Here is a 21,503-nt window from a genome sequence, read left to right as displayed (position 1 = left end):
AAAGTTAAATGATTTTTTTAAATGTGCGTTGTACAAATTATTTTTTGACAAAATATTTGACTGATTCAAATCCTTTGAAATCTGAATCTTGAGTCCAAACAATTGCGTCATTTAACTTAGCCGTTGTATATATTATGCTATCTGCCATTGGCAATTTTTTTTCATCGCTTCGTTAACTAATTTACATTCATTTGGTTTTTATTGTATTAATTTTAATTATCAATTTAACATAAGAGAAATTTATCTTTTTGTAAATTGGATCAAATACTTACTTACATTCTTCACATCGGTTTATATTAAATTTAATTGAGGAATTTCGGCCATTAATGTTTAACTATTAATAGTTGCTCATATGAATAATTATATTTTTTAAAAGTTTTAATTATATTTATGTAATCATATTTGATTATATGATTGATTTTTGATTGTGAAATTAATATGGAAAACAATATTTCCATTTTCGATCTCGAAGAACTTCGAGTATATCTAATAGGAATTAGAAATAATTCTCCTTACCCTCATTTAAATATTTTTGAGTTTAATAAGTATTTCCTCGCCGTACTTAAGTTGAACGACCGCAATATTTCGGAAGCATTTTTATCTGAATTCATAAATGAGTACAAGTTAATTGTGTCTAAAATTGAATCCTTCGGTTCCGATATTGTTCAGACGATTGTTATTCTTAATGAATTAAAAATGATTAGTTCTTACCGATTTTTATTTGAGCCTTTGGCATTTCTTGAGGTTGAAATCCCCAGAATAGAAACGAGTCTAACAAAGTTAAAAAATATTTTGGAAGGTAAAGACCAAATAAATTCTTTTTATAAGAAAGCAGTTTTTCCATTAATTTTTAAAAACAATCAATCCGGTTTTTACGGCATATTGGAATCAGTAACCGTTCGTATCAATAAAACACATTCTTCAAATAAATTCATCATTATTCCAAGCGAAAAAAATATTGAAGAAAATATTTTATCGCAATGTAAAATCTCATGGCAATTTGCTGTTTCGCTTTCCAAAAGGTTTGTTAAAAAGGTTAACAATTATCATGAAGTTATAATAAGCTTTGACAAAAAAGAAGGTTTTTACGAAGGCAGTTCACTTGGTGCCGCGTTAACATTTTCATTCCTGGAAGAAATATTAAAATTTTATAATCCCGCTTATACTTTAAATTTGGTTGGGAATATCGCTTTTACCGGCGGAGTTAGCGAAAATGGAGAATTGCTTAGTACCGGAAAGGAAATAATTAAGAAGAAAATAAACACCATTTTTTTCTCCGATTTAAAAGTTTTCATATTTCATAAAAGCGAAGAAAAATATGCCGAAAACTTCTTGAAAGGTCTTAAAGAAAAATACCCAAACAGAAATCTTAAATTGGAAGTATTTGAAAATATTGAATCAATACTTAACAGACGTGATTTAATAGAAATAAAGAAACAGAAATTAATTATACGTTCGGCAAAATTTGTGAAAAAAAATTGGATGAGCGCGGTTGCCGCAATTTTATTAGCGGTATTATTTTCTTTTCTATACCTAATCGATTTGGATGATAATCCATACTCGTACTATGCTGACGGCAATTTTCTACATATTAGAAATAAAAACGGCAAAACATTATGGTCTTTTAATGAAAGATTATCTAATTACAATTTAAGTATTAATATTGCCCGTCATAATACCAGAATTTTTGATATCAATAATGATGGAATTAATGAAGTAATTAGTGTTAATGAATTTAGTAAAAATGAGAATGCGGAAAGAAGCTTATTACTAAAATGTTATGATAAGAATAAAAAAATAATTTGGGCACATAAATTTTCAGACATTGCCGAATCGAACAGAGGTAAATTAATAAATAGGTACTCAATAATAATTATTGACACATTAACAATGGCAGGCAAAAAATCACTGGTTTTAATCTCAAATAATTCAGATTCGTTTAGTTCCGCGATTTACAGAATAGATTTAAGAACGGGAAAAAGATTACCGGGGACTTTTTGGGCTTCAGGTCATTCTCAAGAAGGCACAATTAAAGATATTGATAACGACGGCATAAAGGAATTTATCGGCGCGGGTTATGATAACGGCTTTCAGGACTTGGTGTTTTTTTCTTACTCATTGGATACTTTAACATCCGTTAGACCTACGACCGATGAATATTTAATTAGAAATTACAAAGTAAATAAAATGAAGTCCTTAATTCTTTTTCCAAAATCTGATTATGATATATACTATGGTGTGAGAACTCCTAGTTATAATATCGGGAGTTTTAATGATAATACAGTAACAAAGAAGTATTGTTTTGGCTCTTCTTATTATAATGATATCGAACAAGGTTCGATCGGATATAGAGTAGATTATAATTTTAAAGACATTGAGGTAATTATACAAAGTAATTTTAGAGCCAGACGAGATTCACTTGTCGCGCATGGCAAATTAAATCCGCCTTTTACCGATACCGATGAATACTGCAATATTATTAAATCTAACATTAAATATTGGAACGGAAAAGACTTTGTACATTATTCGGAATTTAATACTAATACGGTAATTCAACTAAACTATCAAATAATATAAATTATATTTTATCAATCGGATTACTTTCTTAATATCTTATCCATTGGTTTTCCTTTTGCCAATTCATCTATTAATTTATCTAAATAACGAACTTTTTGAATCAGCTTATCTTCAATTTCCTCAACTCTGTAACCGCAAATTACTCCGGTAATTTTTGAAACATTAGGATTTATTTTAGGAGCTTGCGCAAAAAAAGTTTCAAAATCACTTTTAATATCGATCTGCTCTTTTAATGAATGCTTATTATATCCAGTGAGCCAAAAAATAATTTCGTCCACTTCTTCCTTAGTGCGACCTTTTTTTTCCGCTTTTTTAATCAAGAGATGATAAACACCGGAAAACTGCATTTTATATATTCTAGTATTGTTCATTTTATAGTCTCATTTTTTTTGGATTAAATTATAACTTAAATTAGCGCAAAACCAAAAAGAGTTCAAGTAACTTTTAATTTTACGAAATATTTTAACTTTTTAAAATTATAATAAATACTTAAAAATAATGTTGCTCTATAACTTAGATATAAGTTGAAGTTAAAAATCTTAATTAGTTTGATCGAATATAGAAGAAAATATTTATAATAGATAAATTTTCATAACGAGTTAAAAAAATTAAACATATTTTTTAATTTCATTTTAAGGGATTTAAGTGAGCACACAAAAATTATTGAAGAAAGGAATTAAAGCTGCTCTAGCCGGAATATTCACAAGTTTAATTCTTGCAAGCGTAAAAATAATTAGCGGTATAGTCGGTAATTCGTATGCGCTTGTGGCCGATGGTATTGAATCAATTTCTGATGTGTTTACTTCGTTTGTTGTATTAACCGGATTAAAATATGCGGCAAAGCCCGCCGATGAAAATCATCCGTACGGACACGGCAAAGCCGAACCTTTGGCAGCTGCGGTTGTAGCTATTTCATTATTTCTTGCCGCATTTATCATTATTTATCAAAGTATTCACGAAATAATTACACCGCATCACGCGCCGGAGAAATTTACATTAGTCGTTTTATTACTCGTAATTTTTATTAAAGAATTTTTATTTAGAAAGATTATAAAAATTGGTTCAACAATTGAAAGTACCGCGGTTAAAAATGACGCGTGGCATCATAGAAGCGACGCGATTACTTCTTCAGCCGCGTTTATTGGAATTCTAATTGCAATAATAGGCGGAGAAGGTTATGAAAGTGCCGATGATTTTGCCGCTTTATTCGCATCTTTAATAATTTTGTACAACGGTTTCAGATTATTAAAACCCACGCTTTATGAACTTACAGATGCAAATATTTCGGATGAATTGATAAATGAAATCAAGAAAACGGCATTGAAGGTTGACCAAGTTATTGAAGTCGAAAAATGTTTTGTTAGAAAAATGGGATTCGAGTATTATGTAGACGCGCATATTGTTGTAAACGGAAATTTAACTGTAAGTAAAGGTCATTTAATAGCGCATAATGTTAAGGATATTATTATGCTTTCAAATTATAAAATACGAGAAGTATTAATACATATTGAGCCTTCCGAAGAAACTAGAATTTAAATATTTGCAAATTTTTAAACGAGCAAATAAGTTTAAATAAATTTATGCGGAATTAAACAATCATATTATGGTAATATTAATTTTCTTCCAAACAATAAATCAATAAAAGTAAATTTCAATCAATTTCACTTTTATAGGTTAAGAAGTAATTTAGCCGTTGTAAAATAAATCAACAATCCTGTAATATCCACAATAGTAGTTAAAGCCGGACTAGCAACTATAGCAGGATCAAATTTAAATTTTGATGCCGCTAAAGGCAATATTGCTCCAATTAATGTTGATGTAACAACTTGAAGAGAAAGAGCAATTGCAATTGTAACTCCGATATTGTTTAATGTAAATCCATTTGGTATATCACTACCACGCGAAAGGAACATAACTTTTCCCCAAGAAAGTATTCCAAGCGCTAAAGCTAACAAAACCGATATCCGTAATTCTTTCCATAATATTTTAATTATATCTTTAAACGAAACTTCGCCTAATGCCAAGGCACGCACAATTACAGTAGCAGATTGACTGCCGGTATTTCCGCCTGTATCAGCAACCATTGGCATATAAAGCGCAAGTATCATCAAACCGGTTAATGTCGATTCAAAAGAATGAATTATTATTCCTGAGACCAATCCAAGTGCTGCCAGTCCAATTATCCATACTGCTCTATTTTTAAAATGCGTAAATGCAGATGTTTGCAGATAAACGCCTGATTCATGCGAACCGGCAATTGCCATAATTTTTTCAAAGTCTTCAGTTTGTTCTTGTGTAATAATATCTAAAGCATCGTCATGAGTAATAATACCGACTAATACATGATTCATATTTACAACCGGAATTGCAAGCAGATCAAATTTTTGTATTTTTCTCGCCGCTGTTTCCTGATCTTCATCAACATTTGCATAAATTACTTCTTCCTGCATAATATCTTTAATTATGGAATTTGGGTTTGCCATTATTAAATCGGTAAGAGAAACTGCTCCAATTAATATTCTAGATTCATCAATAATATAACTATAATAAATTGTTTCTTTTTTGGGCGCTTCAAGTCTTAATCTATTTATTGCTTCTTGTACAGATATATTTTGCAGGAAAGAAACATATTCGGAGGTCATTACCGAACCTGCGCTTTTTTCAGGATAGGAAGACAATTTTCTTATATCTTCTCTTTCAGCTTGGGCTAAAGCGGGTAATATATATTCCTGTTTTTCCGGTGGAAATTTTTTAAAAAGGTCAACTCTATCATCAGACGGTAATTCAGTAAGTAACTCCGCCAATTTTTTTCTATCAATAATTTCTGAAATTTGAATTTGTAAAGATAAATCTAAATGAGTAAAAACTTCGGCTCTCTTTGGTAATTCCAATTTTTCAATTAATTCCCATACTTCATCAGGTTCAAGCGCGGTTATTAATTCCGCAATTTCGGCCGGATGAATATCTTCAGAAATATCTTTAAGTACTTGCCAATTTTTGGTTTCGATAATTTCTTTTAATTCGGGTAAAAGAATTAAATTTTTCATAGGCATCTCCGATTCTTTAAATCACGGAGATAAACCAATTAGTTTGTGGGGTTATTTCCGTAAGAAGATTTTTTGAAATTGTTTATTACTTAAATTAGCGTCAGGTTCATCAGAATCTGGCATTTTAATTTTCTCGCTTTATTGTTAAAAAAATGTGTGTTAAAATAGTATTTTTAAACAATTTATAAAATGCTATAATAATTATTTTTAAAAATATTTTCTTGATTGATCTTCATATATGAAATTTAAGTTACTTAAATAACTATAAAGCTATTTATAAGTTCCAACCATTGGAGATAAAATTTTTTCTTACACTTTTAAAATCTTCATTATTATGTATGTAATAATTTTCCAAATCGATGTAAATTTTATCAGTATTAATATTTGCAACCATTGAATTTATTTTTCTGGTTCCTTCCCATGCGTCATCCTGAAGGGATAGTTCTAAAAACGGTTGGATGTCCGTTTCAAATTCTTTGAATGCTGTTCCAATCAAATCCTTTTGATCATAAATTGGAACTCGAATATTTAATAACATATTTTCACCCTTTACTATATTCTTTTAATAAGTGTCAATATTTTAATTTCATCTGATTTATATCTTTCTTTTTCCCCATTAATAGAAGAATTGTATCCGGTTTAAACTTAAAATCTGCGTCCGGCATTAAAACAAATTCGTTTGTTAAAATGTCTTTTACAGCAATAAGTAAAATGTTGAATTTAGATCTTAATTGAATTTTGCGAAGAGTATTACCTGCAAATTTATCCGGACATGCATATTCAACAATTGAATAATCTTCCGATAAAGGAATCCTTTCAATTAAATTTGGTTCTGATAATCTTGTCGCTATCCATTCTGCAATATCTTTTTCAGGGAATATTATTTCAGTCGCGCCCATAAGCTTTAATATTTGCGCGTGCATATCATTATTTGCTTTTACAATAATATTTTGTACGCCAATTTCTTTAATATGATGCACTGCCAAAATACTATCAAACTCATTATCACCGGTACTTATAATAGCCGTATCAATTGATTGATCCAAAAACTCAGTTAATACAGCTTTATTTTTAATGTCGCCGATTATTGCATCGTTTACGATGTTTTTGATCTTTTCAATTTGATTTGGATCGGAATCTATTGCCAAAACATTTTTACCTTTCTCCGAAAGATTGCGGGCAATATTAAAACCGAAATTTCCTAATCCCAATACAGCAAAGTTTTTCATTTTTAACTCCAATTATGAAATAAAAAGTTCTTCCTCAGGATAATTAAAATGATTACCGTTGGATTTTGTAAGGAATATTAATCCTAAAGCAAATGGACCAATTCTTCCAATCAACATTAAAATTGTGATATAGATTTTTCCAAGGTATGTCAGGTTAAATGTAATCCCTGTCGATAATCCAACCGTGCCAAATGCGGAGGTTGCTTCAAATAGTAATTTAATAAAATCAGTGTGTTCCGAAATTGTTAATAACAATGTAAAAATAACCACGGATGTAAAACCAATAAATATCTGACCTACAGATTTATAAAAGTTACTGAAATTTATACTTCGCTTAAACACTATTACATTTTTTTTATCTTTTATCAAAGCAAATGAAAAAATGGACAGCAATGCAAAAGAAATTGTTTTGATTCCTCCCGCTGTGCTTCCGGGAGATCCTCCAACAAACATGAGTATCACTAAAATAAATAAACTTGATGATGTTAATTGTCCTATGTCGACAGAATTAAACCCAACCGTACTTGATGCGGAAATTGCTTGAAATGAGCTAAATAAAATATTATCAAGTATATTTGCTGAAAATTTATTACCCTCAATTAGAAATACTAAAATACTCCCAATTGCATACAAATAAAACGAGGTTGAAATTACCAATTTGGACTGCAGCGTAAATTTATTTTGGGATGAATTTCTTTTAAATTTCTGTAAAATATCAAATATTACAAAAAATCCGATTGCACCTGAAATGACTAAAAAATTTGTATTAAGGTTAACAATCCAATTAGATTGATATAAAACAAAACTATCAGAGAATAGTGAAAATCCTGCGGTGCAGAATGCAGAGATTGAATGAAATACTGAAATATATAAAGCCTCTCCGATTGAATATTTTTCAATAAAGACAATAAAATATAATACTGTTCCAATCAGCTCAATTACAGAAGCATAAATAACTATTAATTTTCCAAAACCTATTAAATTTATATTTGGTAGCCTTGAAATTGATTCGCGTAAGAATTTTTTACTGCTTATTGAAAATTTATTGCTCGTAAGCATCACTATAATTACGTAAATAGCCATATATCCGATGCCGCCGATTTGAATTAAAATCAAAATGATAATTTGTCCAAAAAATGAATAATATGTTCCGGTATCAACTACAATTAAACCCGTTGTAGAAATTGCGGATGTTGAAGTAAAAAAAGCGTCAATAAAATTTTGTGAAGTCTGCTGTACAGAAGAAATCGGGAGCATCAATAAAAAAGCTCCAATCAAAATAATTATTAAGTAGCCAAAACTTAAAATCTGCACTGGTGTAAATTTTATATTCTTCTTCATTTTGTTGTTATATAAATTACATTATACATTTTGCAACTTACATGCCATTTTGATAGTTCAAAAAAAACACGTAAAAAAAGGTAAATATTGAGGTTATTTTTTAAAGTTGATGAGAAAGTTTCTATTTTGAAAAATATTTTTCAAAATGGAAAAACAGTTATGCGATTGGCAGCGTGAAATGAAATTGAGAACCTTCATGAAATTTACTCTCTACCCAAATTTTCCCGCCTTGCGTTTCCACCATTTCCTTTGCTATAGATAAGCCGAGTCCGGTCCCTTTTTTATTATCAGAACGTACAAATTTCTTAAAAATGTTTTCAAGCTCATCTTGGGATATGCCTGAACCATTATCAATAACTGAATACATTAAATAGTTTTCAATTTTTTCCAATTTAATTTTAATTCTTCCCTTTAGTGAAGAATATCTTATAGCGTTAGTTAATAAATTAACCAAAATCCAAACAGATTTTTCTTTGTCGGCTTTTATTAATGGAGGATTTTCCATTAATTCAAAATCAAGCTCAATCTCTTTTTCCGAAAATAAAACCAATAGCGCAGAAATTGCCAAATCTATCAATTGAATTGGATCAGTCTGTTCAATTATTAAATTAATTCTTCCCGTTTCAACTTGCGCAAAATCCAATAATTCATTTACTACCCTTAATAGTTTTCTATTCTGTAAAGAAATTGCTTCAACTAATTTTATTTGTTCGTCATTTAATGCGCCTAATCTGATATCGTTCAATAATTTCAAACTCAAATTGATTGATGAAATTGGAGTTTTTAATTCGTGCGAAACTGTCGCGATTAAATTTGTTTTTGCCAAATCCTTTTCTTTAAATAATGTAACATTTTTAAATATCAGAACTTTTCCTTTAATTTCACTCTTATTGTTTAAGGCTTTTTCAAGTTTTATTTCAATATTGTCAACATTAAAGTATTGTTCGGAATCTACATCATAAATTTCTATTTGTCCGTTTTTATTATTTTCATTAAATATTTTTTCCCAATACTTATCCAATTTGTCTGAATGTTTCCTTAATTCATAAATATTTTTATTTTGCGTCTGTATTTGTTCTAACGAAAATAACTTTATCGCTTTGGAATTTATCAGAACGATATTATTGTATTCATCAAGAAGTATTATTCCATCATTTAAACCATAAACCAAACTTTCAATTCTTTTTTTATCAAATATTTTTTGATCAATATGCTGCTCCTCAAATTCCTTTAATCTTTCTGTCATTACATTAAAAGCATTTGTCAAGGAACCAATTTCATCGGCTGATTTGAAATTAATTTTCTGATCGAAACTTTTAACTGATATAGCTTTGATTTTGGAAGTAAGTTCCACAATTGGTTTAATTATGTAATTTGGAAATTTTACAAGAAAGAAAAGTATAATTAACAAACTGCCGAAAGAAATTATTGACATAAGCGTTATAACTTTTTCTGATGTATTTTTTGCTATTGCATTTTTGTGAATTATACTATTCATATTTAATTTATAAATATCACCTACAATTTTTCTCATTGAATGAATTTCAGATCCAATACTCGTTTCGGCATTCCGGTTGGAATTGCTGTCTCTAATTATTTTATTTCTGCAATTTTTGAAAAAAACTTCAAGCTGATTAACAAGTTCCAGTTCACCTTTTTCAGTAACATTATTTTTCTGCAGAAGCAATGTTTCGCTAAAATTGGATAATACTTTTAACAATGAGTCTTTCTTTGTCAATTTTTCTGAATAGTTATGAATATCTTTTGAAAGGCTGATCTCTTCGAATTTATCTAATTCCTCAATCATTAAAAACGAATAATCAATTGAATGATAATTATCCTTAATAATTGCTCTAGAGTCTTGGGCAAGTTCGTTTAAAGAATATATGCCGCAAAGTACCAATGCTATAATTGTAAAAATAATTATAGAAAAACTGCCGTAAATTTTTGTTTTTAGCGATAACATCAATATTACTTTATTTCATATTGTTCAATTTTTCTATATAGTGTTGTTAAACCAATGCCCAGTAAATCTGCTGCTTTGTTCTTATTATTTTGTGTAAACGCGAGTATTTTTTGAATGTGCTGTTTTTCCAAATCATTTAATGACAAAATATTATTTACATAATCAGGATTTTCTTGTTGAAAGAAAAACTCCTGCGGGAGGTATTTTGAATAAATATTTCCGTTCTCAGCAAGGATTACAACTCTTTCGCACAAATTTCTCAACTCGCGAACATTTCCGGGGAATGGATACATAATCAGTTTAATATGAAAATCCGGATCAATATTATCAATTGGCTTGTTAAATTTTTTGGAGAAGTGAGTAATAAAATATTCCGCAAGAATCGTAATATCTTCTTTTCTTTCCCTTAATGGGGGCAAATTTAAAACAAAAGTACTGATTCTATAAAACAAATCTTTTCTGAACATTTCTTTTTTAATTTCTTCATCAATGTTTTTATTTGTTGCGGAAATAATTCTAACATCAACCTTAGTTTCCTTTGAATCACCGGGTTTAATAAAAGTATTTGTTTCAAGTACTCTTAGTAATTTTGCCTGCAGATTTACGGACATCTCGCTTATTTCATCTAAAAATAATGTTCCTCCATCAGCCTCTTCAAACAGACCTTTTTTGTTTGAATTAGCGCCAGTAAAAGCACCTTTTTTATACCCGAACAATTCCGATTCCAGTATATCTTTTGGAATACTGCTGCAATTTATTGCAACAAACGGTTTGCCGGACCTATAACTTTCATAATGAATTGCTTGAGCAAATACTTCCTTACCTGTTCCGGTTTCTCCCGTCAGCAGAATCGTTGTATCGGAATCCGTGAATTTCTTTGCGAGTTCAATATTATCTTTTATTATTTTTGAACATCCGATAATATTATCATATTTGAATTTACTTCTAATTTTATTTTCAAGCTTATTTAATTTAGACGACAATCTATTCTTTTCCATTGCCTTTTCAACCGTTGGAATTATTTTATCGTCATCATCTCCTTTTGTAATATAATCAAATGCCCCAAGCTTTATCGATTGAACACCGTCATTTATTCTGCCGTATGCGGTAAGCATAATTATTTCAATCAGCGGATTTTTCTTTTTAAATTCCGGAATATATTCAATACTGTTAATGTTATTTAATCTTACATCGAGTACAATTACTTGAATATCTTCATCGGAAATTATTTTTAAACCGTCATCAATATTTTCAGCACAAAATGAATTGTAATTTTCCAGATTCAATAATTTTGAAATTAGTTCTCTTATTTCAAGTTGATCATCTACTATTAAGATATTTCCTTTGTTCATAAATATTTTTTTTATAAATAATTATATGAATTATGAATTTGAATAAATATACTCAATATTTATGCCTATTAAAATGGCGCATTATTTAATTATTCTTTCCATTTAATAATATTTTTTTTCATTTTGAAAATAATTTTGCCATATTGAAAGTTTTTTTGATAATGAATTATTTTTTAAATAATTGTAATTAAGATAGTTGTTACTTTTATTGTTGACAGATTGCTGCAAATAAGTGATTATTTAACAAGGAATTTAGCGGATATTACTAAAATTGCTTTACAGAATTACTTTTTACCCATCCCAATATTCAATTTAACTAAATTTACGTTTTTTAAATCTTCTTAAACGGCAAATAGTATATCTTCGAAATGCTAATTATCAATTTTACCTATATTTTTCTGTTTACATTGCTACCGACCCGGTAATATGAGTCTTGCCAATATTTTCCAGGAGTAAAATAATTATTAAGTTTTAGCCTTCTAAACTAATTTTTATGATTATAATATTTATAAAAATAATTTTTAAGATTTTTTACAGATTTTAAATAAAACATATAATTGTACATTTATTTGATTAACATCATCTTTTTAACTGAAACATATTTGCCCATTTCTATTTTATAGAAATAAATTCCACTTGATAACTCGGACCCATTAAAATCTACTTCATAAATTCCGGGTGATTTGTTTTCATTTACTAATGTTGTTATTGCTTTTCCTAAAACATCATATACAATAAGTTTCACATTAGCCGTTTCTGGAATAGAGAATTTAATTGATGTACTAGGATTAAATGGATTTGGAAAATTTTGATAAAGCGCGTATGTAATTGGAATTTCCGATATGTTCTTTATATCAGTTACATTTTGTTTATAACCTAAATTAATTTCTGTAAGATTATTTGAATAAATTGTGTAATACAAAGAATCCAATTCTCCGCGAATTCCTTCAGTAATTAAACCAGATTCATTTTTTGTGATGTATGTAATGAACTTATTATTTTCTAAATCAGTTATATCAATAAAACTTTGAATATTTTCTATAGGAATTTTTATCAAGATTTCTGCGTTATCGATTAAACTATAATAATCAGATAAATCGTGTGTGCCTGAAGAATCTCCGGTAACTTGAACATAAAGCGAGAGTAATTCCAAAATATCTTCTGTTGTTGGATTATCAGATAATCCGCTTTCACACAAAATATTTAGATTTACATTTATATGAATATTTTCTTTCAAGACATTATTTGGGAATACAATTTGAGCGCCTACGAGCATATTGTAAAAGTTTTGGAAAAAACTTAATTCGGTTGGAAGCGTATATTCCGGAAATTCTATTTTATTACCTTCATAAATATTTCCGCTAAATATTTCAATCGGATCATTTGTGTTTCCACAATTAGGCATTTGAATTGAATAACTAATTTTTTTTGCATGTATAATGTTTCTATATACATAACTTAATGGATTTGTCGGTATATAAGAACCAGATAATAAAATATCAAGATAGCCATCATTATTATAATCTCCCCATTTTCCATTTGTAGTATTTAAAATGTTTTCAGATACTTCAGAGAAAATATCATTTCCCTCATTTTTATAAATTTTACTGGAAGGGAGATACGAATCAGTCCATCCATTCATTAATAAATCAAGATCTCCATCATTATCATAATCTCCCCACTCACTTGTGCCTTGAGTAATTACGCTAATAATTAAGGAAGCCATTTCAATAAAATTATTATTAACGTTTTTATATAATATTATTTTTGGACCAGCTGTTATTCCATCGGAGCTAGTAATCCAGCCGCTAAAAAAAACATCAAGATCACCGTCTGAGTCATAATCAACCCATTCAGTTGGACCAGTATCAGAAATAGGAAAAATAACAGTATTTAACTTTAAAAAGCACTATTATTGTTAATCAATATTCCATCACTCAAAAGAATATCTAGATCTCCATCATTATCACAATCCCCAAATTTACATGTACCTTCACCAGCATGTGTAATTTGTATATTGGTATAAGAATAGTTATCATTATTTTCTTTGTTCCATATTTTTAATAAACCATCGTGAGTACTCCAGTCAGTAATTTCTGTTGTTATAATATCCATAATGCCGTCATTATTGTAATCACCACAGTCAAAATTTTGATATTTATTGGGGTTTAGATTTAGATAATTCCACTCGAATGAATTATTTTGTTTATTATAAAAAAATAGAGTTATTTTGTAATCACTATTGACCCTACCATTAACAACAATATCCACATTTCCATCATTATTGTAATCTTCAAGTACAATTTTAAAAATATGATTATAAATTCTCGGCAAAGTTATTTTTGTATTAAACGTATAATTATAATTTTCATAAATAAATAAATCGGTCTTAAGATCTGTTGTAGAATATTTACAAACTAGAATATCCAAATCATTGTCATTATCATAATCTAACCAAAATGCTATATCTGGGTCTTGCAAGTTAATATTAGTTTGTGGCGTAAAAAATTCTTGTGAGTAAATTGAAGAATTGAAAAGAATTATAAAAAGAAGGTTTAGTCTTTTCATAACAACTCCATGTTCGAAATATAATTTTATTTAAAAATAAATAATTAATAAATAAACAACCATGAATTTGAATAATTTATTTAATTAATATCATTTTTTTAGTTTCTATAAATTTTCCCGCTTGAATTTTATAAAAATAAATTCCGCTGCTTAAATAACTTGCATTAAATTCTACTTCATAATTTCCGGGCGATTTGTTTTCGTTAACCAATGTTTTTATTTCTTTACCTAAAACATCAAATACAATAAGTTTCACATTTTCCTTTTCACTTTTTACGTTTTCCGGAATACTATATTTTATCTTAGTTGTTGGGTTAAACGGATTTGGGTAGTTTTGGGATAATAAATAATTATCAATTAGAACAATTTTATTGTTTTCAGTTTTAGTAATTATATAATTCAATTGGTAAATTTCTAATTTTACATCATAATTAGTTCCATAATCATGAATAAGTTTTTCACTAACTACATATATTTTTTGATCATCTAAAAGTGATTTACTATTTAAATAAAAGCCATGTTTATTGGCATCAGAATGAATAATTTTTTTATTTGAGCCAAATTTAATAGCTTCATTTGTAAATATTTGTATATACTGATCCCAGTAAGCAATAAAATTATTATTCTCATCCTTATAAATTTCAGGAATATTCTTTAGATTATAATCATATATATTTTCATTAACTTTCAGTATTGGGGTAATAAACTCTCCGCTACTCAACATTATTCTAGTATAAATATTGTAATCTCCAAACTGCCATATAATAATAATTTTATCTAGCAAATTTTCATTATTATCTTCAAGTTCAGTTTCCTTATTTATTTGAATGACTGGGCCTACTTTGTTCCCTAATGTATCAATAAGTTGACCTCTTATTTCAATTTGATAGTCATTATTAAACATTTTCCAATAAATAAAATATTTTCCATCGTTTGTAGTTTGAACATCAAAATTTTTTATCTCAATATAGCCACCAATATTTCCCATTAAACCAGTAACTTGAATTTTGTTACTTATTGGGTTTCCCTTATTTGAATATAATCTGCTAAATATTGCTGTATCGTCATTAGAAGAACATGTTACAATGAATTTATCTTCAATGGAATTAATTTTAATGTTTTTAATTGCCGATCCGAAATCAATATTATTTTCAATTTTTTCACCTTCCATAGAATATACTTGCACGTAGGCTCTACTATCATTAAATCTATTATCTATCCAACCAATCATATAATTACCATTTTTTTCAAAAGAAACTGATGGTAAAAGTTGATCCGAGTTTGTCGTATCATCATTTACCTTATAACTTGAACCAATTAAATTGCTTTGAGAATCAATTTTTTGCGAATAAATATCCCAATTACCATTTCTATCATCTTCAAAAACAGTTACTATATTTTTATCATTATCAATGGCAAAATCCGGGTTCCCTTGGAATGCATAAGGTATATCATCATTTATTTTAAGAATTGGTTTTTTAGCGCTCTCACTTTTAGGTAGTATTTGTGAACAAATATTAGTACTATATGTATCTCTTTCAAACCAAGAAACTAATATTTCTTCATTTTTTAGTTTAGCAAATTTAAACTCAAAATTTCCAGTATCAGAATTAACATAAACAGGATTGTCAACCTCTTCTCCTTGATAATTATATCTTTGATAAGTCAAGTAATAGCCATAAATCCCGCCACTACCATCGCATCCAGGTCCAAAACAATTTTCATTTATTACATAGAATTCATTTTTAAGAAATATTACATTAAAATCTAAACCGTTACTAACTTCTAATGTATTTTTTTGTATTCCATTGTTGTCAAATAAAACTATTTTAAACATTCTTTTGTATTGTTCTCGTAATGAATATAATAACGCAACACTATTTGAATCTATTGTTTGAAATTCAAATTCATTAAAATAATCTGCGTTTTCTGTAATTAGATATTCATAAATTTCATTTTCGAGAACATTAATAATTTTAACTTTGTATTGTTTATTGTATTCCCATAGAGTATAAAATATTTCTCCGTTTTTAATGGGGAATAATTGGATTAAATTAAAGTTGTCTTCTGGCTTCAAATCAAGAATAAAATTTCTGCCAACAATTGATCCCCAAATATTAAAGTTTTGAAAGAAAAGTGTATCAGTATCGTTTTTTTTATAACCTACTAAAAAATTTCCATCTGAAAACGGAGCAAAAGAAAAATATTGTAATTTATATAAAGAGCTATCACTTGATAAATTAAAACCTAAAAGTGTATCTAAACTTATATTTTCACCTATTTTATTTCCATTTTTATCATATCTTTGAAGATATTCTTTATAATTACTTGTCCAGGTTACAATAAACTCATTTCTATCATTAAGTAAAATTTTCCCCATATAATAGGATTTATCAGAAAGCGGATTATCCGTAACTTTAATATTTATTCCATTTTTTTCACCGCTTCCAGAAAAAATTTGAGCATAAATATTTCTGTCTTCATTCCTAGAATCAACCCATGCAAGTACTGAAACTCCATTTGAATTGTTTGCAAATTCTAAACTTCCTTTACTAGAATTATGTAATCCAGCAGTATCAATACATACATTAAATTCCGGAACTATTGTTCTAAACAAACTATCCTGCCCAAAATTTACCGAAGCAAAAAAAAGTAGGGAAATGACCAAATAATAAATTTGTGTTTTCATAATATCCCGTGTATTAACTTTTACTTCAACAATACCATCTTTTTAGTTTGAACAAAGTCGCCGGATTTTAATTGATAATAATAAACTCCGTTTGCAAGATTAGAAGCATCAAAGTTTACTTCATAATTTCCGGGAGATTTGTTTTCGTTAACCAATGTTTTTATCTCTTTTCCTAAAACATCATATACAATAATTTTCACGTTTGCCGTTTCACGTTTTTCGTTTGCCGGAATACTATATTTTATCTTCGTTGTTGGATTAAATGGATTTGGATAGTTTTGGTAAAGTGAAAGGCTTTTAGGTAAGTTTTCTATTTCTTCGTTCAAATCTACAAGTATATCTTGATAACTAAATACTTTTGCAAAGATTCTGCCGTCACTTACCCATGTTAAATATAATTTTCCATTGCTTAATTTAAGTTTGTATTCGGACATTATTCCTAATTTACCCTCATTAAAATTTTCAATTGTATAGCCTATTTTTCCACCATATTTATTAAAAAACTGAATATAAATTATTTGAATTAGTTCTCCATTATCATCCCATGAAACAACAAAATTTCCTTCTTCATCATGTTCTACTCTTACAATTGGTCTATAAATATCATAAAATCGTTGAGTTAATACGGAAAAATTTTCTAAAATAATTTTTGATCCAAAGGATATTCCGTCTTTAATAAAAAATTGACCAACAATTGCATCAAAATATGATGTAAGAATAGTTTTCCATGGAACAAGAATCAGATCAGAAGATTGTGTGTTTAACTGACGTTTATAATTGTAGTCACGATAAGTCCGATTGCAAATACTAAAATTATTTCCAACTTTATTGCCTTCATTATCAAAATATTGACCCATTAATTCTACACTATCTTCATTAAAGTAATCTTTTTTATAATTCCATGTAATAATAAATTCTTTTGATTTTGAACTGCGAATTTGTATCCCATCAAATGCTCTAGTCTCAGCACTTGAATTTGAATTTATTTTAATTATAGTGTCTACTGGTTCTCCATTATTTGCAAATAGTTGTCCATAAATATTTTCATTATATTCAGTTCCTTCTCCCCATGTAAGAAAATATTTATCTTTAAGCGATATACCTTTTGTATAAGATAAGGTAGAAAACCTCATTTCTGAATCGTCATCGATATTCGCAAAACATAATTTTTCACCAATTTTTTCCCCATTTTTGGAAAAAATTTGAGAAAATAATTTCTGATTAGGATTATACTCATAATAAATCAAAACAAAATTATCATTTGATAGTTTTAGATAAAATAAGGGATACCTCTTCAATTGTAAATCTGTTTCTTCGTTAGCAATCTTACCATCTGCATCAAATTCTTTTTGATAAACACCTATGTTATTTATATTCTTTTCATCTTGTTCTCTATTGTCACTCCACATTATCTTAAAGTTTCCATTTGATTCTGGATAAATATCAGAAGAAAATATCCTAGAATAATTGGGACTATTACTCATATTAATTAATTCACTTACTTGCCCGTTTAAGTTATATGTAATTCCATAAATACCTTTATTCTTATTATTTTGAAAATTATTTCCAATTGATCTTTCCCATGTTAGTAAAATTTTATTATCATTTATTAAGTGGCTTTGTAAATTTAATTTTGCATAACTAAACTTATAAATATCATCTTCAAAATAAGTTGGCTTATATAATGAATCAGTACTTGAATAAACTATAATAGCGTTGCCAATAATTGATCCATTTAAATTGAATTTTTGGCCTATTACAGAAGACCGAACTTTTCCATTTTCAAATATTTCATAATTAGTACCAAAGATAAAATTAGTACTGTCATTTACAAATAATACATTATGAAATAATGATAAATTTTCATCTATTTTTATCGAGATTAAACTATCCGTATTATTTATTGAAATTAAATGTAAGTTTAAATTAATTTGATTATTTAGTAATTTTGAAAAGAAGAAAAATAAAATTATTTTTATTGTATGTAATTGAACAATTATTTGAGTTAGAATTAAAATATTGTAATGAATCTTGAATTGTGAATATTTCAGAAATCGGATCACAATTTGAATTAAATAATTGCCCAACTTTTTTTGTATAAATCGTACTTTCTGTCCATGCAGCTAAAAAGTCTCCTTTATTATTTATACAAATTTTTGGGGAATTTCCCGATGAAATCGGTTTTATTTCATTAATCCTATTTCCATCGATATCAAATTTTTGAACGAATATTCCACGATTTAAATACCTATTTTCATTTGCAACTATAAAATTCCCCGTAGAATCTGATGAAACAATAAATCTATCTAAATAACTTAGTATAAATATTTTAGTCCACCCCTTTACTAAATCGCCATATCTGTCATATTCCTCATAAACAACATAATAACCATCATCTTTACAAATTCCAAAAACCTTAAAACTATTATCTCTATTAAAAATTATTTTTGGGGAAAAATCTACGAGTGAATAATCATTTAAAGATAATTCCTTAAAAAATCTTATGTTCTTTTTTAATAATATTCCTTCATTGTTGTACAAATTTCCATAGTATCTGCTTTCATAATCTCTCTCCACATCTCCTTTCCAGTATACAATATAGTTTCCGTCTTTATGACCAGATACTTCATGATTTGTAAGTTCAGCACTTTCGGGACCATCTTCCCACGTTTTTACTTCAAATTCTTCTATAACAGTTTTTAATTGAATATTTTGGCTAATCAGATTTGTAGAAAAAAATACGGTAATAAGAAAAATAAATTTCAAGAAATTCTTCATGTTTTCTCCTTATTTCAGCAGCATCATCTTTTTTATTGAAACATATTTTCCCATTTCTATTTTGTAGAAGTATATTCCCGATGCTAAATTATTTCCATTGAACTGATATTTATAATGTCCCGCTTCCAACATATTATCCGTAAGTGTTGTTACCAATTGACCAACTACGTTATATACTCTCAGCTTTACTGTTGTTTTTCCTTTACATCAAACTCTATATTTGTCTGCGGGTTAAACGGATTGGGATAATTTTCATATAACTTAAATTCTTTGGGTAGTTCTGAATTATCTGCTATTCCGGTTGTGTTTAATGCGGCAATATAATTTTCTTTTGTTAACGTATCTGTTTTACTTGGATTAGAAATTATTAATGTAACCGTAAATGAATCGGGGTAAGCATAAGTATGAACCGGATTCTTTTCAATACTTGTTTGTCCATCGCCAAAATCCCAATGCCAATTAAAAATGTTTCCAAATGAAGCATCCGAAAAGTGAACAGTAAGAGGAAATTTACCGGATAAAGTATCAGCGGAGAAACCGGGAACAATGTAATGAGACATTCCGGAATTAAAATTATTCCCTCCTGATTTAGGCCATGGACTGTCGGCTAATCCCGTACTTTCAGAAAATATAGCATAGAAATAATAATCATCTGATCCAAAATATATTGTTCCGTCATTACCTATAGCCGGTGTAGATCTTATTGAATTACCAGTTTTAAATTCCATTTTTTTATTCCATCAGGATTTATTGCGTATAATTTATGATCATCAGATCCAAAATATATTGTTCCATCATTACCTATTGCAAGTGAAGAGATTATACTGAAGCCATCATAAAATTCCCATTTTATTATTCCATTCTGACTGAATGCATATAAAAATTCTTCGCTACCAACATAAATTGTTCCATCTTTTCCTATTGCCGGTGATGAATATATGTACGAACCAGTTTGATATTCCCATTTTATTGTTCCATCCGGATTTATTGCATATAAATTATTATCACTAGATCCAATATATATTGTTCCATCTTTTCCTATTGCAGGTGAAGAATATATGTACGAACCAGTTTGAAATTTCCATTTTTCAGTTCCATCCGGATTTATTGCATATAAATTTTTATCATACGATCCAAAATATATTGTTCCATCATTACTTATTACCGGTGAAGAATATATGTTCGAACCAGTTTTAAATTCCCATTTTTTTGTTCCATCAGGATTTATCGCGTATAAATTATAATCGGTTGATCCAACATATATTGTACCATCATTACCTATTGCCGGTGATGAAATTATTCCATAATCAATATTAAATTCCCATTTTTTTGTTCCATCCGGATTTATTGCATATAAATTATTATCACTAGATCCAATATATATTGTTCCATCATTTCCTATAGCCGGTGAAGAATATATGTACGAACCAGTTTGAAATTCCCATTTTTTGTTCCATCCGGATTTACTGCATATAAATTATATGCAGATCCAATATATATTGTTTCATCGTTGCCTATTGCCGGAGAACTACTTATATGATTACCAGTTTTATATTTCCATAATATTTCATTGGCTATACTAACAATTGTCAATGACTTATTTCCTTCACTATCAGTAACTTGTAAAGAAATAATATATTCTCCATGAATTTTGGGAATTTCTATTTCACAAATAACTGATGTTGAACCTTTTATATTTAATCCTATTTCATTTGGTTTTTTAACGACACTCCATAAATAACTTAAGCTGCTTCCATTGTATGATGATGATGGTGATGCATCCAAAATAATTTTACCAAAAGTCATTGAAAAATAATTCTTAATTACTCTTGCTTTAGGATTTAATATATATTCAGAATTTGCGTTGTTATAAATATCTTTTCTGAACTTAGGCCAAGGACTATCAGCCAATCCCTTGCTATCGGTATTAATTGCATAAAGTTTGTTTTGATGACC

General features: G+C 28.3%; 18 protein-coding genes. 2 read left to right on the top strand and 16 right to left on the bottom strand.

The genetic code is table 11. The features are described 5' to 3' along the window. Positions 1-438: 438 nt before the first annotated feature. The gene (locus IPK06_02075; protein ID MBK7978804.1) at positions 439-2,577 is read left to right on the top strand and encodes a hypothetical protein; all 2,139 of its coding nucleotides are present in this window, start codon (positions 439-441) and stop codon (positions 2,575-2,577) included. Positions 2,578-2,597: 20 nt separating this feature from the next. Here IPK06_02075 and IPK06_02070 read toward each other — a convergent pair whose 3' ends face one another. Beyond that, positions 2,598-2,948: a DUF2200 domain-containing protein gene (locus tag IPK06_02070; protein MBK7978803.1), complete on the bottom strand. Its 351-nt coding sequence runs from the start codon at positions 2,946-2,948 to the stop codon at positions 2,598-2,600. Between the two features lie 274 nt (positions 2,949-3,222). Between IPK06_02070 and IPK06_02065 the strand changes: the two genes are divergently transcribed. Next, positions 3,223-4,113: a cation transporter gene (locus IPK06_02065; protein MBK7978802.1), complete on the top strand. Its 891-nt coding sequence runs from the start codon at positions 3,223-3,225 to the stop codon at positions 4,111-4,113. A gap of 131 nt (positions 4,114-4,244) precedes the next feature. Here IPK06_02065 and mgtE read toward each other — a convergent pair whose 3' ends face one another. The 15 genes from mgtE to IPK06_01990 all read right to left on the bottom strand — a co-directional run bounded on the left by mgtE (position 4,245) and on the right by IPK06_01990 (position 21,353). Beyond that, entirely contained in the window at positions 4,245-5,630 is a 1,386-nt protein-coding gene (mgtE, locus tag IPK06_02060; GenBank protein ID MBK7978801.1) for a magnesium transporter, read from the bottom strand. 268 nt (positions 5,631-5,898) lie between these two features. After that, the gene (locus IPK06_02055) at positions 5,899-6,162 is read right to left on the bottom strand and encodes a hypothetical protein (GenBank protein ID MBK7978800.1); all 264 of its coding nucleotides are present in this window, start codon (positions 6,160-6,162) and stop codon (positions 5,899-5,901) included. Between the two features lie 34 nt (positions 6,163-6,196). Further along, complete coding sequence (locus tag IPK06_02050) at positions 6,197-6,853, bottom strand: TrkA family potassium uptake protein (GenBank protein MBK7978799.1); 657 nt, start codon at positions 6,851-6,853, stop codon at positions 6,197-6,199. A gap of 12 nt (positions 6,854-6,865) precedes the next feature. Next, positions 6,866-8,194, bottom strand: coding sequence for a Trk family potassium uptake protein (locus IPK06_02045; protein ID MBK7978798.1), 1,329 nt, complete (start codon positions 8,192-8,194; stop codon positions 6,866-6,868). 157 nt (positions 8,195-8,351) lie between these two features. Then, on the bottom strand, positions 8,352-10,160 hold the full coding sequence (locus IPK06_02040; GenBank protein ID MBK7978797.1) for a HAMP domain-containing protein: 1,809 nt from the start codon (positions 10,158-10,160) through the stop codon (positions 8,352-8,354). Between the two features lie 5 nt (positions 10,161-10,165). Next, the gene (locus IPK06_02035) at positions 10,166-11,512 is read right to left on the bottom strand and encodes a sigma-54-dependent Fis family transcriptional regulator (GenBank protein ID MBK7978796.1); all 1,347 of its coding nucleotides are present in this window, start codon (positions 11,510-11,512) and stop codon (positions 10,166-10,168) included. Between the two features lie 565 nt (positions 11,513-12,077). Continuing rightward, positions 12,078-13,238 (bottom strand): T9SS type A sorting domain-containing protein, encoded by a 1,161-nt coding sequence (locus IPK06_02030; GenBank protein ID MBK7978795.1) that lies wholly within the window; start codon positions 13,236-13,238, stop codon positions 12,078-12,080. Positions 13,239-13,411: 173 nt separating this feature from the next. After that, positions 13,412-14,080, bottom strand: coding sequence for a VCBS repeat-containing protein (locus IPK06_02025; GenBank protein ID MBK7978794.1), 669 nt, complete (start codon positions 14,078-14,080; stop codon positions 13,412-13,414). A gap of 76 nt (positions 14,081-14,156) precedes the next feature. Then, on the bottom strand, positions 14,157-15,917 hold the full coding sequence (locus IPK06_02020; GenBank protein ID MBK7978793.1) for a T9SS type A sorting domain-containing protein: 1,761 nt from the start codon (positions 15,915-15,917) through the stop codon (positions 14,157-14,159). An 872-nt stretch (positions 15,918-16,789) separates the two neighbouring features. Continuing rightward, the gene (locus IPK06_02015; GenBank protein MBK7978792.1) at positions 16,790-17,203 is read right to left on the bottom strand and encodes a T9SS type A sorting domain-containing protein; all 414 of its coding nucleotides are present in this window, start codon (positions 17,201-17,203) and stop codon (positions 16,790-16,792) included. Positions 17,204-18,704: 1,501 nt separating this feature from the next. Then, on the bottom strand, positions 18,705-19,547 hold the full coding sequence (locus IPK06_02010) for a hypothetical protein (GenBank protein MBK7978791.1): 843 nt from the start codon (positions 19,545-19,547) through the stop codon (positions 18,705-18,707). A gap of 9 nt (positions 19,548-19,556) precedes the next feature. Continuing rightward, positions 19,557-19,730 carry a T9SS type A sorting domain-containing protein gene (locus tag IPK06_02005; GenBank protein MBK7978790.1) on the bottom strand — a complete coding sequence of 58 codons (174 nt, stop codon included), beginning with the start codon at positions 19,728-19,730 and terminating at the stop codon, positions 19,557-19,559. A gap of 2 nt (positions 19,731-19,732) precedes the next feature. Further along, positions 19,733-20,275, bottom strand: a complete 543-nt coding sequence (locus IPK06_02000; GenBank protein ID MBK7978789.1) for a PKD domain-containing protein — start codon at positions 20,273-20,275, stop codon at positions 19,733-19,735. Then, on the bottom strand, positions 20,248-21,021 hold the full coding sequence (locus tag IPK06_01995; GenBank protein ID MBK7978788.1) for a PQQ-like beta-propeller repeat protein: 774 nt from the start codon (positions 21,019-21,021) through the stop codon (positions 20,248-20,250). Before IPK06_01995 ends, IPK06_02000 begins: the two co-directional genes overlap by 28 nt. Continuing rightward, on the bottom strand, positions 20,946-21,353 hold the full coding sequence (locus tag IPK06_01990) for a PQQ-binding-like beta-propeller repeat protein (GenBank protein ID MBK7978787.1): 408 nt from the start codon (positions 21,351-21,353) through the stop codon (positions 20,946-20,948). The genes IPK06_01995 and IPK06_01990 overlap by 76 nt, the downstream gene beginning before the upstream one ends. Between the last annotated feature and the right edge of the window lie 150 nt (positions 21,354-21,503).

The sequence above is a fragment of the Ignavibacteriota bacterium genome (assembly GCA_016713565.1).
Lineage (GTDB): Bacteria > Bacteroidota > Ignavibacteria > Ignavibacteriales > Melioribacteraceae.
This window is presented reverse-complemented; position numbering and strand designations above follow the sequence as displayed.